This window comes from Streptomyces azureus, from assembly GCF_001270025.1.
GTDB classification, from domain to species: Bacteria; Actinomycetota; Actinomycetes; order Streptomycetales; family Streptomycetaceae; genus Streptomyces; species Streptomyces azureus.
Genome location: NZ_DF968221.1, coordinates 1 through 12,934 on the forward strand (window position 1 = coordinate 1; position 12,934 = coordinate 12,934).

The window sequence follows — 12,934 nt, forward strand, 5'->3', positions numbered from 1 at the left end:
AGTTCTCAAGGAACGGTCGCTTCCTTTGTACTCACCCTCTCGGGCTTTCCTCCGGGCGCTTCCCTTCGATGTCCCCAACTCTACCAGTGTTTTTCCGTCCCTCTGACCACCGTCCTGCAGGCATGCAGAAGATGACCCCGAGATAGGATCTGACGAGTTGGGTGCTGCCAGGCGAGGACACGAGGTTGCGTCGCTCAGCCCCAGGCAGGAGTACGACTGTACACGCGGCCGCGGAGCGGGTGCAAATCGATTTGCGGTATGGTCTAGACCACTCTGGAGTGCTCACGCGGAACCCGCACTTCAGGTGACATACCCTGCTGAGCAGTGTGCCGTCCCGGTACCGACAGGGACGGCCCATATCGATCTCCACCCCTGGGAGGCTTCCCATGACCACCGTGACGTCCCCACTCGCAGGACGCGCCATCGGACTGGCAGCCGTGCCGGATCCGGTCTTCTCCGGGGCCATGGTCGGCCCGGGGACAGCGATCGACCCCGTACGTGAGCCTTCCGAGGCCGTCTCGCCCGTGGACGGCGTCATCGTCTCCCTGCACCCGCACGCGTTCGTCGTGGTCGACGAGAACGGGCACGGCGTGCTCACCCACCTCGGTATCGACACCGTGCAGCTCAACGGCGAGGGTTTCGAGCTGCTCGTGAACAAGGGTGACACTGTCAGGCGCGGTCAGGGCATCGTGCGCTGGAACCCGGCTGCCGTGGAGGCCGCCGGCAAATCCGCGGTCTGCCCGATCGTGGCGCTGGAGGCCACGGCCGAAGCGCTCTCCGATCTTCGTGACGACGGCGATGTAAAGGCCGGTGACAGTCTCTTCCTCTGGAAGTGACGTCAGTGCCGTCGTACGGCGGCTAGCAGGAGAACCAACACGGCGGCTGATCCGCCGCACTATCGGAGACGGGTGAGATGGACACAACGCTGCGAGGCGTCGGCGTGAGCCACGGTGTGGCTATCGGCGAGGTTCGGCATATGGGAACGGCGGTCCTGGAGCCGCCTGCGAAGCAGATCCCCGCGGAGGAGGCGGAGCGTGAACAGGGGCGCGCCCGCAAGGCCGTGGAGGCTGTGGCGGCCGACCTGATAGCACGGGGCAACCTGGCGGGGGGTGAAGCCCAGGCGGTACTCGAGGCCCAGGCCATGATGGCCCAGGACCCCGAGCTGATGGCAGACGTGGAACGGCGGATCGCCGTCGGCAGCACGGCCGAGCGCGGGGTGTACGACGCGTTCGCCGCGTACCGCGAGTTGCTCGCGGGTGCCGGTGAGTACCTCGCCGGTCGCGTGGCCGATCTCGACGACGTGCGGAATCGTATCGTCGCCCGTCTGCTGGGGGTGCCGATGCCGGGTGTGCCCGACAGCGACGAGCCCTATGTCCTTGTCGCCCGCGACCTCGCGCCTGCCGACACCGCGCTGCTGGACCCGACTCTGGTGCTCGGCTTCGTCACCGAGGAGGGTGGTCCGACCAGCCACAGCGCGATTCTGGCGCGGGCGCTCGGGGTGCCGGCCGTGGTCGCGCTGCCGGGTGCCGGTGAGCTCGCCGAAGGCACGATGATCGCCGTCGACGGGAGCACCGGCGAGATCTTCGTGGACCCGAGCGATGAGAAGAAGGCTCAGCTCGAGGCCGCGGCCGCCGAGCGCAGGGCGGCGCTGGCGGCCTCGACGGGCCCCGGTGCCACCGCGGACGGTCACAAGGTGCCGCTGCTCGCGAACATCGGCGGCCCTGCGGATGTGGCGGCAGCGGTCGAGGCCGGTGCCGAGGGGGTCGGTCTCTTCCGTACCGAGTTCCTCTTCCTGGACGACAGCAAGCAGGCGCCGTCCGAGGAGAAGCAGGTCGCGGCGTACCGGCAGGTGCTGGAGGCGTTCCCCGAGGGACGTGTCGTAGTGCGGGTGCTGGACGCGGGCGCGGACAAGCCGCTCGACTTCCTGACGCCGGCCGACGAGCCGAACCCGGCGCTCGGCGTGCGGGGCTTGCGGACGCTGCTGGACCACCCGGAGGTCCTGCGTACCCAGCTGACGGCGCTCGCGAAGGCCGCGGAAGGCCTGCCGGTCTACCTCGAGGTCATGGCCCCGATGGTCGCGGACCGCACCGATGCCCGGGCCTTCACGGACGCGTGCCGAGAGGCTGGGCTGCGGGCGAAGTTCGGCGCAATGGTCGAGATCCCGTCGGCCGCGCTGCGGGCGCGCTCGATTCTCCAGGAGGTCGAGTTCCTGTCCCTGGGGACGAACGACCTGGCGCAGTACACCTTCGCCGCCGACCGTCAGGTGGGTGCGGTCTCCCGTCTGCAGGACCCGTGGCAGCCCGCGCTGCTCGACCTGGTGGCGCTGTCCGCCGAGGCGGCGAAGGCCGAGGGCAAGAGCTGTGGCGTCTGTGGTGAGGCCGCGTCCGACCCGCTGCTCGCGTGTGTGCTGGCTGGTCTGGGCGTCACCTCTCTTTCGATGGGCGCGGCGTCGATCCCCTATGTCCGGGCCGCGCTGGCGAAGTACACACTGGCGCAGTGCGAGCGGGCCGCTGCGGCGGCTCGGGCATCGGACACGGCCGAGGACGCGCGCCGTGCGGCGCAGGCGGTGTTGTCCGGCGAGTGAGCCGGGCATGATTGGCCGATGGCTGTCCGGGCGGGGCGCTCCACTGCCGTGGGGCGCCCCGCCCGCTTTTCAGTGGTGGTGTCCGTGTGCGGTTTTCTCCTCTCCCAGGTCGGGCGGCTCGCAGTAATCGACGTTGGATTCGGGGGAGATCAGGTCGCCGGATTCGACGTCGGTGCAGTAGGCGTCGAAGACCTCGCCTGCGGTGAGGGGTTCGAGTCCGTATGCGCGCAGGCGCCAGCCGTAGACGCGGTCGGGGCTGCCTGGGGCGCTGGCGCGGATGACGAGTCCTCCTGGGCTTTCGGTGGCCAGGCCGAGGGCCAGGACTGTGGCGAACTCGAGGGCTTCGGTCTCGTCCAGTTCGACGGGGCCGCCGGTGTCGGCGACGTGGAGGGCGGCGAGGAGGGTCTCGGGTGGTCCGGTGACGCTGCATACGAGGTGCCGGTTGCCGGACGGAGCCGTGTCGAGGATGCGGACGAGAAGGTCCGAGGCCCGGGTGAAGGCGGCGCGCCCGATGTCCTCGCCGCATGAGGCGCAGGCGCCGAGGCGAGCGAGCAGTGTGGTCGCGTACTCCCAGGTGGCCTGCCGCACGGCCTCGTCGACGAGGGCCGGGAGGAGATCGGACAGAGGCTGGCCCTCGTACGGAAGGGTCGGGCCTGTGACCGCGAGTCGTGCCGTGAAACGTGTGCGGCTCGCCGGGTTGTCGGGGTCGAGGCCTTTTTGCATGCAGAACTCGGCGTACTCCTCGGGGTCGAAGAGGGCCACCGTGGTGTGGCTGCCTTGTAGTGCCCGTGTCCTCAGGAGACCTTCCACATGCTTGAGGTAGGTCGCGTGGTCGTCGAAGGTGAAGCTGCGGTAGCGCCGCATGGCCCGGAAGTCGTGCTCGTCGGTGAGCAGGCCGATGGTGCCGGCGATTTCGCGGCGCAGGACACGTCGCATGGTCCGGCTGTCGGTGTGCGTCATTGTTCCCCCTGTGCACGGTCGATCAATGCTCACTCACAGTAATCGGCGGCACTGACAACGGGGCCTGAGCGGGGGATCGCGGACCCGGTTGCGGAAGAAGCGAGCAGTTCAAAAGCTGTGTAGCTGACGTGACCGCGTCGACAGTCCTGGTGACGGCGAGTGGTCAGTCGCCCGGGTCTCGGACTCACCGTCGTCTCCGGTGAGTCCGAGGGTGGTCCCGGTCAGGCGCGTTTGCGGGCCAGGTCCTCGTAGAAGCTCAGCAGGTCGAGGTTGTCGATGGAGCCCGGGTTGACCGCCTTCTCCAGCGGAGTGCCCTGGAGGAGGCGTTTGACCGGGACCTCGATGCGTTTGCCGGTCAGGGTGTGGGGGACGCCGGGTACCTCGATGATCTCGTCGGGAACGTGGCGCGGTGACAGTTCTTCGCGGATGGTCTGCTTGATGCGGTTCAGCAGGGCCTCGTCGAGGACGGCTCCGGGGGCCAGGTGCACGAAGAGGGGCATCCAGTAGCCGCCGTCCGGCTGTTCGATGCCGATGACGAGGGACTCCCTGATCTCGGGGAGGCGCTCCACGGCCTCGTAGATGTCGGCGGATCCCATGCGCACGCCCTGGCGGTTGAGCGTGGAATCGGAGCGTCCGTGGATGACGACGGATCCGCGGGAGGTGACGGTGATCCAGTCGCCGTGCCGCCATACGCCGGGGTACGTGTCGAAGTAGCTGTCGTGGTAGCGACTGCCGTCGGGGTCGTTCCAGAAGTGGATGGGCATCGACGGCATGGGGTTGGTGACCACGAGCTCGCCGACCTCGTCGACCAGGGGTGTGCCGCCCGGGTCCCAGGACTGGAGGTCGGTGCCGAGGCAGGGGGCCTGGAGTTCGCCGACGTGGACCGGGAGGGTCGGAACGGCTCCGGCGAAGCAGGAGCACACGTCCGTGCCGCCGCTGACGGAGGCGATCCACAGGTTGTCGCGGACCTCGTCGTGGAGCCAGCGGAAGCCGTCGGGTGGCAGGGGTGAGCCGGTGGTGGCGACGCACTGGACGGAGGAGAGGTCGAAGTCGCGGGACGGGTGTACGCCCGCCTTGCGGCAGGCCATGACGTAGGCGGCCGAGGTGCCGTAGAGGGTGGCCTCGGTGCGTTCGGCGATGCGCCACTGGGCGCCGGTGTCCGGGTAGCCGGGGCTGCCGTCGTAGAGGACGATCGTGGTGCCGGTGAGCAGGCCGGAGACGAGGAAGTTCCACATCATCCAGCCGGTCGACGTGTACCAGAAGAAGCGGTCCTCGGGACCCAGGTCGCAGTGCAGGCCGAGTTGTTTGAGGTGCTCGACCAGGATGCCGCCCTGGGACTGGACAATGGCCTTGGGCAGGCCTGTCGTGCCGGAGGAGTAGAGCACCCACAGGGGGTGGTCGAAGGGCACCTGCTCGAAGACGGGGTCCGTGTCGGCGGAGGTGAGGGCCGACCAGTCCAGGGCGCCCTCGGGTGCCTCGGTGCCGAGGAGGGGGATGTGGACGACGGCGCGCAGGGTGGGCAGTTCGCGGCGCAGTTCGGCGACGACCTCGCGCCGGTCGTGCTCCTTGCCGCCGTAGCGGTAGCCGTCGACCGTGAACAGCAGGACGGGTTCGACCTGCTGGAAGCGGTCGAGGACGCTGCGGGCGCCGAAGTCGGGGGCGCAGGACGTCCAGACGGCGCCGACGGCGGCGGTGGCGAGGAGGGCGACCACGGCCTGCGGGACGTTGGGGAGATAGCCGCTGACGCGGTCTCCGGGGCGTACGCCGAGGGCGCGCAGCTCGGCGGCCAGGGAGCTGACCTGGCCGCGCAGCTCGGCCCAGGTGACGGGGCTTGGTTCGTGTGTCTCGTCGACGTGCAGGAGAGCCGGTTCGTCGGCGCGGGTGTCGGCCGCGCGGAGGGCGTGTTCGGCGTAGTTGAGGGTCGCCCCGGGGAACCACTGGGCGCCCGGCATCGAACGGTCGCCGAGCACGTGCGCGTAGGGCGTCGAGAAACGGACGTCGAACCACTCCGTGACGGCTTTCCAGAAGGTGTCCAGCTCGTCGACGGACCAGCGCTGGAGGGCCGCGTAGCCGCCCTCGGCGGGGGCGCCGTGGTGCTCGGCTGCCCAGGTCTGGAACCTCGTGATCCGTGCCCGGGCGATGCGCTCGGGGTCTGGCTGCCAGAGCGGCTGAGGACTAGCGGTCGACATGGTCGGCTCCCGGACTGTGCGCGTCGTGTGCGTCCTCCGCGCACGGGCTGGGGTGTGCGCGTGACGCGGCTGGCACGGACAATGCCATGTGATCGACTTCGGCACCAGGGTGCGCCCCACATAGTCCGTGTCGTGAAGATGTGGTCCTGGCACGGGTGAACGGCAGTTGAACGACACGCGCGCGTGGGGCGGTCAGTGGCAGGGTGAGCAGCATGAACGGTCGTGACCTGGTGCGTTCGGTGATAGCGGTGGGTTCGGTGGGCGCGGCGCAGGGTGTGCGTACCGTACGAGCAGCGTGGCGCAGGCGGCGGGCCGACGCCACCGGACTGCCGTCGCGGGGGGCGGAGCGTGCGCGGGTGCCCGGGGCCGTGCAGGAGGTGGAGCCGGGGCCGGGGGGCGGCGTCGTCCGGTTCAGCCGGTCGGAGCTGCGGATTCTGGTCGCCGTGAACGGTGCCGTCTTCTACGGCTGGGACGGGGCGGAGCCCGAGCCGTCGTACGCGCTGGCCGGCCAGTGTCCGGAGGCAGATCCCCGGGCGGTGCTGGAGCCGGACAAGGACGGCGGCTGGCGGGTCGTCGCCGAGCGGGTGACGGTCGTCGTGTCGCGGCATGGCGCGGTGGAGGTGCGCACCCCCGGTGGCGTGACCCTGCGCCGTGATCTGCCGCCGCGGTGGTGGGAGCCGGTCGGCGGCGGCACGGCGCGGTGGATGCAGCGGTCGGAGGTGGCTGCAGACGCGCGGTTCTTCGGGCTCGGTGGTCGAGCTGCGGGTCCTCGGCTGCCGGACGGGACGTACCGGCTGTGGAACACCGACCCCGGTTATGCCTTCGGGCCTGGTGACGACCCGCTGTACATCACGATGCCGGTGCAGATGGTCGTGTCCGACGGCGGTACGCATCTGGTGTTCCACGACAGCTCGTGGGACGGCACGGTAACGCTGCGGGAGGGCGAGGAGGGCGCCGGTTCCGGGCACGACCGGGCCGGGACGAGCGAGCTGCGGATGGACGGTGGGCCGCTGCGCTGCTGGGTGATGGTGGGCACCCCCGCGCGCGTGCTGCTCGCCTGGGCCTCACTCACCGGCGCGCCGGCGCTGCCGCCCGCGTGGGCGCTCGGGCACCACCACGCGCGGTGGGGGTTCGGCAGCGAGCAGGAGGTGCGGCGGATCGTCGCGGGTTACCTGGAGCACGGTCTGCCGCTCGACGCCGTGCACCTGGACATCGACCATTTGGACGCGCATCAGGTGTTCACCGTCGACCAGGACCGCTTCCCGAAGCTGCCTGTTCTGGCCGAGGAACTCCGGCGGGACGGCATCCGGCTGGTGTCGATCGTCGACCCGGCCGTGAAGGCCCTGCCCGGTAATGCCGTGTACGACGGTGGGACGGCTGAGGACGCGTTCGTGCGGGATGCCTCGGGGCAGGTCGTGCAGGGGGTCGTGTGGCCTGGGGATGCCGTGTTTCCCGATTTCACGCACGCGCGCGTGCGTGAATGGTGGGGCGGTCTCTACGAGGAGCGGCTCGCGCAGGGTTTCTCGGGTTTTTGGCACGACATGAACGAGCCCACGTCGTTCACCGCCTTCGGGGAGTCGACGCTGCCACGTTCGGCGCGGCACTCCTTGGAGGGGAGGGGCGGTGACCATCGTGAGGCGCACAACGTGTACGCGCTGTGCATGGCCAGGGCGGGCTTCGAGGGGTTGCGGAAACTCGCGCCCGAGGAGCGGCCGTTCCTGTTCTCCCGCTCCGGGTGGGCCGGCATGCAGCGCTACGGCGGGACCTGGTCGGGGGACGTCGCCACCGGCTGGCCGGGACTGCGGGCTTCCTTGGCACTGGTGATGGGGCTCGGTCTGTGCGGCGTTCCGTACTCGGGGCCGGACATCGGAGGCTTCGACGGGGACCCCTCCCCCGAGCTGTATCTGCGGTGGTTCCAGCTGGGCGCGTACCTGCCGCTGTTCCGTACGCACGCGAGTCTGCGGGCGGGACGCAGGGAGCCGTGGGAGTTCGGTGCCGAGGTGCTGGAGCACGCGCGCGTGGCGCTCGTCGAACGCCGAAGGTTGCTGCCGTACTTCATGACGCTGGCGCATCTGGCCCGGCGTACGGGAGCGCCCTATGTGCGGCCCCTGTGGTGGGCTGCGCCGGAGGAGCGGGCGCTGCGTGACTGCGGGGACGCCTTCCTGCTGGGCGACAGCCTGCTGGTGGCGCCGGTGCTCGACCCGGGCGCGGACCGGCGTGCCGTGCAGCTGCCGCGGGGGCGGTGGTACGACACGGTGACGGAGCAGGCGTACGAGGGGCCGGCGCAGGTGCTCGTCGACGCGCCTCTGTCGCGGATCCCGGTGTTCGCACGCGCGGGTGCGGTGCTTCCCGTACGCGGGGAGGAAGGCGGGCTGGAGCTGGAGGTGTGGGCGCCCGCCCGGGGACAGACCGGCGGCGGGCAGGTCGTGCCGGACGGGGGCGAGGGGTGGGATGAGCCGGAGATCGAGCGCTACACCGCTCGGTGGACGGGCTCGCGGGTGGTCGTCGAGCGGGAGGGTGAGAACGGCGGGGGCGAGCCGTCCCACCCGGTGCGCGTCCGCGGGGCCGGAGAGCGCTGAGCTCAGATGTAGCGGCCCTCGAACCAGGCCCGTACGGCCACGGTGTGCAGCGGGAAGGCGAGTTCCTCCGCCCTGCGCAGGAGGTGCCAGCCCTCCGTCTCGCCCGTGGCGGCGGAGGGCGGCAGGCCCTCGACAGGGCGTTCCGGGAGGAGACCGAACAGCAGCAGGTGTCCGTCGGGCGAGCTCATGGCGTCGACGAGGCGTACGTCGCGGCCGACCGCGTCGATGCCGGTTTCCTCCTTGAGCTCGCGTACGACGGCCTGCCGCCAGTCCTCCCGGTCGTCGATGTAGCCGCCGGGCAGGGCGATGCCCCCGCGCGCGGGCGCGACGGTTCGGGTGATGACGACCAGGGCGGTGCCCTTGGTGTCGTACACGGGCTGGAGGGCCACCGCGACCGGGAGGGGATTGCGGTAGGCCACGCTGCCGCACGCCGGGCAGGTGCGGGGCCAGCCGGAGATGCCCTCTCCGTAGGGCGCGCCGCAGCTCGAACAGTGAGAGTTCGGCGCGGAGTTGGAACTGGAGTGCTGAGTTTCGGACACGCGGCGGACTGTAGCCGATCACGGCGAGGGCGTCTCGGGCGGGCGGCTCGGTGAGGGCTGGTGAGCGCCTTCTTGGAGACGGGGAAGTCCAAATAGGTGTCCGGGTAGGGCTCGGGCTTGTAGGTGCGGTGCCACTACTTCCCTGCCAGGTTCACGAAACCGAGGCCTTCGAGGGTGCTCTTGAGCAGCAGCCGGTTGGCGCGCTGTTCGCCCTGGACGCGTGGGTCGAGGGTGTGCGAGAGGGCGTCGAAGCAGTCGAAGCCGGTGCCCTTGAGTGCGTAGCCGTCGATGCGCTCGCCGACGAAGTTGTAGGTCCCACCGGGGAAGGGATGCCCAAATCAGGAGGGCCGTGGCACACTCCTGACGTTCCGTCAGATTCGGTCTGCGGGGAGGCACTGTGTCGCGTACACGAACGCCTGTGGTGGCGGGGTGGTTCGCCGGGGAGAGGGACGGCTTCCGGCTGCTCGGCACGCGTTGTGCGGCGTGCGCCTCGGTCTTCTTCCCCCGCGAGGACCACCGCTGCCGCAACCCCGCATGCGGCGGCGGAGAGTTGGCGGAGGTCCCGCTGTCGCGGCGTGGCCGCGTCTGGTCGTACACGGACAGCCGGTATCGGCCGCCGTCACCCTATGTGAGCGATCCGGAACTCTCGTGGGAGCCGTGCGCGTTGATCGCTGTGGAGTTGGAGGCCGAGCGGATCGTGGTGCTGGGACAGGCGGCTCCCGGGGTCACCGTCGAGGATCTGACGGTGGGCATGGAGGTGGAGGTCGTGCCCGGCGTGCTCCACGAGGACGCGCAAACGACCTGGACGACGTGGCACTGGCGGCCGACGGGGGCGAAGGCGTGATGGGCGAGGTGGCGGTGCTGGGCGCGGGCATGCACCCATGGGGCAAGTGGGGACGGAATTTCGTCGAGTACGGCGTCGCAGCCGCCCGCGCGGCGCTCACCGACGCCGGGCTGGACTGGCGGGACATCGGTTCGGTCATCGGCGCGGACACCGTCCGTGGCGGCTATCCCGGCTATGTCGCCGGAGCGACGTTCGCGAAAGCACTGGGCTGGCAAGGGGCCCGGGTCACGAGCGTGTACGCGGCGTGCGCGTCCGGAGCCCAGGCCGTGGACGCCGCGCGGGCCCAGATCCTCTCCGGGCTCGCCGATGCGGTGCTCGTGGTGGGAGCCGATGCCGCTCCCAAGGGATTCCTCCGCCCTGCGGGCGGGGACCGGGCCGACGATCCCGACTGGCTGCGGTTCCGGGTTCTCGGGGCGACCAACCCCGTGTACTTCGGGCTCTACGCCCGCAGGCGCATGGCCGTACACGGCGACACCCCGGACGACTTCGCACAGGTGAAGGTGAAGAACGCGGCGATGGGAGCGCTGAACCCCAACGCACGCTACCGCGAGCGGGTCACCGCCGAGGAGGTCGCCGCCTCCCCGGTCGTCTCCGATCCGCTGCGGCTGCTCGACATCTGCGCGACCTCCGACGGCGGCGCGGCGTTGGTGCTCTCCAGCTTGGAGTTCGCGCGGCGGCACGGCCATGCGGATCCGGTGCGGATCCGGGCGGTGTCGACGGTGACGCCTCGTTACCCGAACACGGTTCTGGACCTGCCGGACATCGCCACGGACTCCGCGGTGGCGGTCGATCCGCCCGCCGAGACGTTCCGGGTGTCCATCGCCCGAGCGGCCTACGAGGAGGCGGGAGTCGGGCCGGAGGACCTGTCGCTGGCCGAGGTCTACGACCTGTCCACGGCGCTTGAGTTGCAGTGGTACGAGGACCTGGGGCTGTGCGGTGAGGGCGAGGGCGCGAAGCTGTTGCGGGACGGGGCAACGGCCCTGGGCGGGCGAATACCGGTGAACGCCAGTGGTGGGCTGGCCTCCTTCGGCGAGGCGGTTCCCGCCCAGGCGATAGCCCAAGTGTGTGAGCTGGCCTGGCAGTTGCGGGGCGAGGCAGGTGACCGGCAGGTCGTGGGAGCACGCGTGGGCATCAGCGCGAACCAGGGGCTGTTCGGGCACGGGGCCGCTGTGATCGCGGTGCGGTGAGCCGGGTTACGGACGGGCCACGGGGTGGTGCCCGACACGGCTTGGAGCGGTGGTGGGACGCGCCAAGAGCGGGCCAGAACGGCGTGACAGGGGTGCCGGGACAGGCACGGATCCGTGTCGGTGCGGGCGCTGATGGGGCCGGCCTCGACCGCACCTCGGCATACGCTGTGTGATCGCTCCGGAATCCTGCGTGAACGTCTCATGAACTGCCCTTGGGCGTGCGCCAGCGGAGTCATCATGCTCCCGTGCACTCCTGGACGGACACTCTCCGCTTCGCCTTCCAACCGTTGGTCAATCTGACGACCGGCGCGGTCGCGGGACTGGAGATACTCGCCCGTCCGGAGACCGGCGACATCCTGGCCGAGGCTCGCCGGGATCCCGAGCTCGACAGCCGGCTGGCGGTGTCGGCGGTCCGGGCGGCGGTGCGCAAGGAGACCTTGCTGCCGCTGTTCGTCAACGTGTTCGCGGGCAGTCTCGCCGACCTCGGCGGGCTCCCTTCGCTGCACGACGCCGTGCGCGAGGCGGGGCGGCTCCCGTGGGAAGTGACGATCGACGTCTGCCCGCCGTACACGCACGTGCCGCAGCGGGCACTGCTGGAGGCGGTGTCCAGGCTGCGCGGGCAGGGCTTCCGGATCTGCGCGGACGGTGTCGGGGACGGGGACCTGCCCTTGCGGCTCCTCTCGGACATCGCGCCCGACCTGGTGAAGCTGGACGCGTCGCTGCTGGCGCGGCCGGCGGTCGTGCGGTCGATGCGGACGCTGTGCGACGAGTTGGGGGCTCTCCTGGCTGTCGAGGGCGTGGAGACCGAGGGACAGTGCGCGGCGGCGCTGGCGGCCGGGGCACAGCTGGCACAGGGCGAGCTGCTGGCCCCGCCGGCCCGGCTGCCCGCCGCGGACGTCTACGTTCCGCCCCGCTCCCCCGGTGCTGTGGCCGTGCCGCGGTCCGGGCCGTCGGTGCGGGAGTTCGTGCGACCCGCCGCGCTGCTGCCCGCCACGGCGTCCGCGGGGCAGGTGCGGGCGCTGCTGACCGGGTCGCCGGACGTGTCCGGGGTGCTGCTCGTGGACACCGCCGGAGTGCCGGTCCGGTCGGTCCACCGGTCCCGCTTCCTGCTGTCGATGTCGGGGCGCTACGGGCATGCCCTGTACGCCGACCGGCCCGCGGCCAAGCTCGGCGACCCACCGCGGACGGTGGGTGTCGACGCCACCGCCTGGGAGGTGCTGGACGTCGTGGCGGTCGGCGGACGCGACCGCACGTCGGACGATGTCGCCGTCGTGGACGAGTACGGGCGGTGCGTGGGCGTCGTACGGCTCGCGGATCTCGTGCGCGCACTGGCCGAGACGCGGGTGGAGGAGGCGGCGGGGCTCAATCCGCTGACGCGTCTGCCCGGCTCGGACGCGATCACCGGTGAGGTGGACCGGCGGATCGCGTCCGGGCGGGCGTTCGCACTGAGCTGGCTGGACGTCGACCACTTCAAGCGGGTCAACGACGGGGCCGGGTTCGCGACGGGCGACGAGCTGATCCGGGCGGTGGGGCGTGCGTTGCAGCAGGCCGCGACGGACGGCACCCGCGTCGGTCATATCGGCGGCGACGACTTCCTGGTGCTCACCGAACCGGAAGGCCTCGATCCGCTGGCCGCCTCCGTGCTGGACGCCCCGTGGTCGGCGGGCGGTCGGCCCGTCACGCTGTCGCTCGCCACGGTGGTGTGCGCGCCGGGCAGCGTGGCCGACCACCGGCAGGCGGCGGCCTGCCTGGCGCCGTTGAAGAAGGCTGCGAAGGCGTTGCACGGAGCGAGTTGGGTGCTGGGCCGAGCGGGCATGCCCGGGCATGAGACCCGCCGCGGCGCTGAGGCGACGCCGGCCCCGGCCCCGGCGCCGTGTGGGGTGGTGGCGGAGCCGGGTAGAGGTTGAGAGGGACGTACAGGGCTCCTGGGGCGGGCTGGGTCCATCGGAGGGTGTGGGCCGCAGACAGGGTCCATACGGACGCCGACGGGGTTGTGGCCCCTGTCGGGGCGGGCGCATGGGCACCGCCGTGACCCGCCCCGACAGGTCCCTG

At 71.0% G+C, this 12,934-nt stretch carries 9 protein-coding genes and 1 pseudogene; 6 read left to right on the forward strand and 4 right to left on the reverse strand.

Translation table 11 applies throughout. The features are described from left to right. Positions 1–386 precede the first annotated feature (386 nt). Together AOQ53_RS07310 and ptsP are read left to right on the forward strand one after the other, a co-directional pair. Positions 387–836: a PTS sugar transporter subunit IIA gene (locus AOQ53_RS07310; protein ID WP_059416024.1), complete on the forward strand. Its 450-nt coding sequence runs from the start codon at positions 387–389 to the stop codon at positions 834–836. 77 nt (positions 837–913) lie between these two features. Further along, positions 914–2,584, forward strand: coding sequence for a phosphoenolpyruvate--protein phosphotransferase (gene ptsP / locus AOQ53_RS07315; RefSeq protein WP_059416026.1), 1,671 nt, complete (start codon positions 914–916; stop codon positions 2,582–2,584). A gap of 69 nt (positions 2,585–2,653) precedes the next feature. Here ptsP and AOQ53_RS07320 read toward each other — a convergent pair whose 3' ends face one another. Together AOQ53_RS07320 and AOQ53_RS07325 are read right to left on the reverse strand one after the other, a co-directional pair. Continuing rightward, a complete protein-coding gene (locus tag AOQ53_RS07320) occupies positions 2,654–3,544 on the reverse strand; it encodes a hypothetical protein (protein WP_059416028.1) in 891 nt (296 codons plus the stop codon). A gap of 221 nt (positions 3,545–3,765) precedes the next feature. Beyond that, positions 3,766–5,733 carry an acetoacetate--CoA ligase gene (locus tag AOQ53_RS07325; RefSeq protein ID WP_059416030.1) on the reverse strand — a complete coding sequence of 656 codons (1,968 nt, stop codon included), beginning with the start codon at positions 5,731–5,733 and terminating at the stop codon, positions 3,766–3,768. Positions 5,734–5,945: 212 nt separating this feature from the next. Here AOQ53_RS07325 and AOQ53_RS07330 point away from each other — a divergent pair, with 212 nt between their 5' ends. Beyond that, on the forward strand, positions 5,946–8,312 hold the full coding sequence (locus AOQ53_RS07330) for a glycoside hydrolase family 31 protein (RefSeq protein ID WP_059416032.1): 2,367 nt from the start codon (positions 5,946–5,948) through the stop codon (positions 8,310–8,312). A 2-nt stretch (positions 8,313–8,314) separates the two neighbouring features. On the opposite strand, the gene AOQ53_RS07335 is transcribed toward AOQ53_RS07330, so the two are convergent. Together AOQ53_RS07335 and AOQ53_RS45860 are read right to left on the reverse strand one after the other, a co-directional pair. Beyond that, positions 8,315–8,851 (reverse strand): NUDIX domain-containing protein, encoded by a 537-nt coding sequence (locus AOQ53_RS07335; RefSeq protein ID WP_059416034.1) that lies wholly within the window; start codon positions 8,849–8,851, stop codon positions 8,315–8,317. Positions 8,852–8,901: 50 nt separating this feature from the next. Beyond that, a pseudogene (locus AOQ53_RS45860) lies at positions 8,902–9,120 on the reverse strand (M15 family metallopeptidase); the annotation flags it as partial. A 149-nt stretch (positions 9,121–9,269) separates the two neighbouring features. Here AOQ53_RS45860 and AOQ53_RS07340 point away from each other — a divergent pair. The 3 genes from AOQ53_RS07340 to AOQ53_RS07350 all read left to right on the forward strand — a co-directional run bounded on the left by AOQ53_RS07340 (position 9,270) and on the right by AOQ53_RS07350 (position 12,789). Further along, positions 9,270–9,695 carry a Zn-ribbon domain-containing OB-fold protein gene (locus AOQ53_RS07340; RefSeq protein WP_059416036.1) on the forward strand — a complete coding sequence of 142 codons (426 nt, stop codon included), beginning with the start codon at positions 9,270–9,272 and terminating at the stop codon, positions 9,693–9,695. Further along, a complete protein-coding gene (locus AOQ53_RS07345) occupies positions 9,692–10,882 on the forward strand; it encodes a lipid-transfer protein (RefSeq protein WP_059416320.1) in 1,191 nt (396 codons plus the stop codon). The genes AOQ53_RS07340 and AOQ53_RS07345 overlap by 4 nt, the downstream gene beginning before the upstream one ends. Before the next feature lie 245 nt (positions 10,883–11,127). After that, entirely contained in the window at positions 11,128–12,789 is a 1,662-nt protein-coding gene (locus AOQ53_RS07350) for a bifunctional diguanylate cyclase/phosphodiesterase (RefSeq protein WP_059416037.1), read from the forward strand. Positions 12,790–12,934 lie beyond the last annotated feature (145 nt).

Coding starts and splice junctions, on each gene's coding strand:
- AOQ53_RS07310 (WP_059416024.1), top strand. CDS start 387: ATGACCACCGTGACGTCCCCACTCGCAGGACGCGCCATCGGACTGGCA.
- AOQ53_RS07330 (WP_059416032.1), top strand. CDS start 5,946: ATGAACGGTCGTGACCTGGTGCGTTCGGTGATAGCGGTGGGTTCGGTG.
- AOQ53_RS07320 (WP_059416028.1), bottom strand. CDS start 3,544: ATGACGCACACCGACAGCCGGACCATGCGACGTGTCCTGCGCCGCGAA.
- ptsP (WP_059416026.1), top strand. CDS start 914: ATGGACACAACGCTGCGAGGCGTCGGCGTGAGCCACGGTGTGGCTATC.
- AOQ53_RS07325 (WP_059416030.1), bottom strand. CDS start 5,733: ATGTCGACCGCTAGTCCTCAGCCGCTCTGGCAGCCAGACCCCGAGCGC.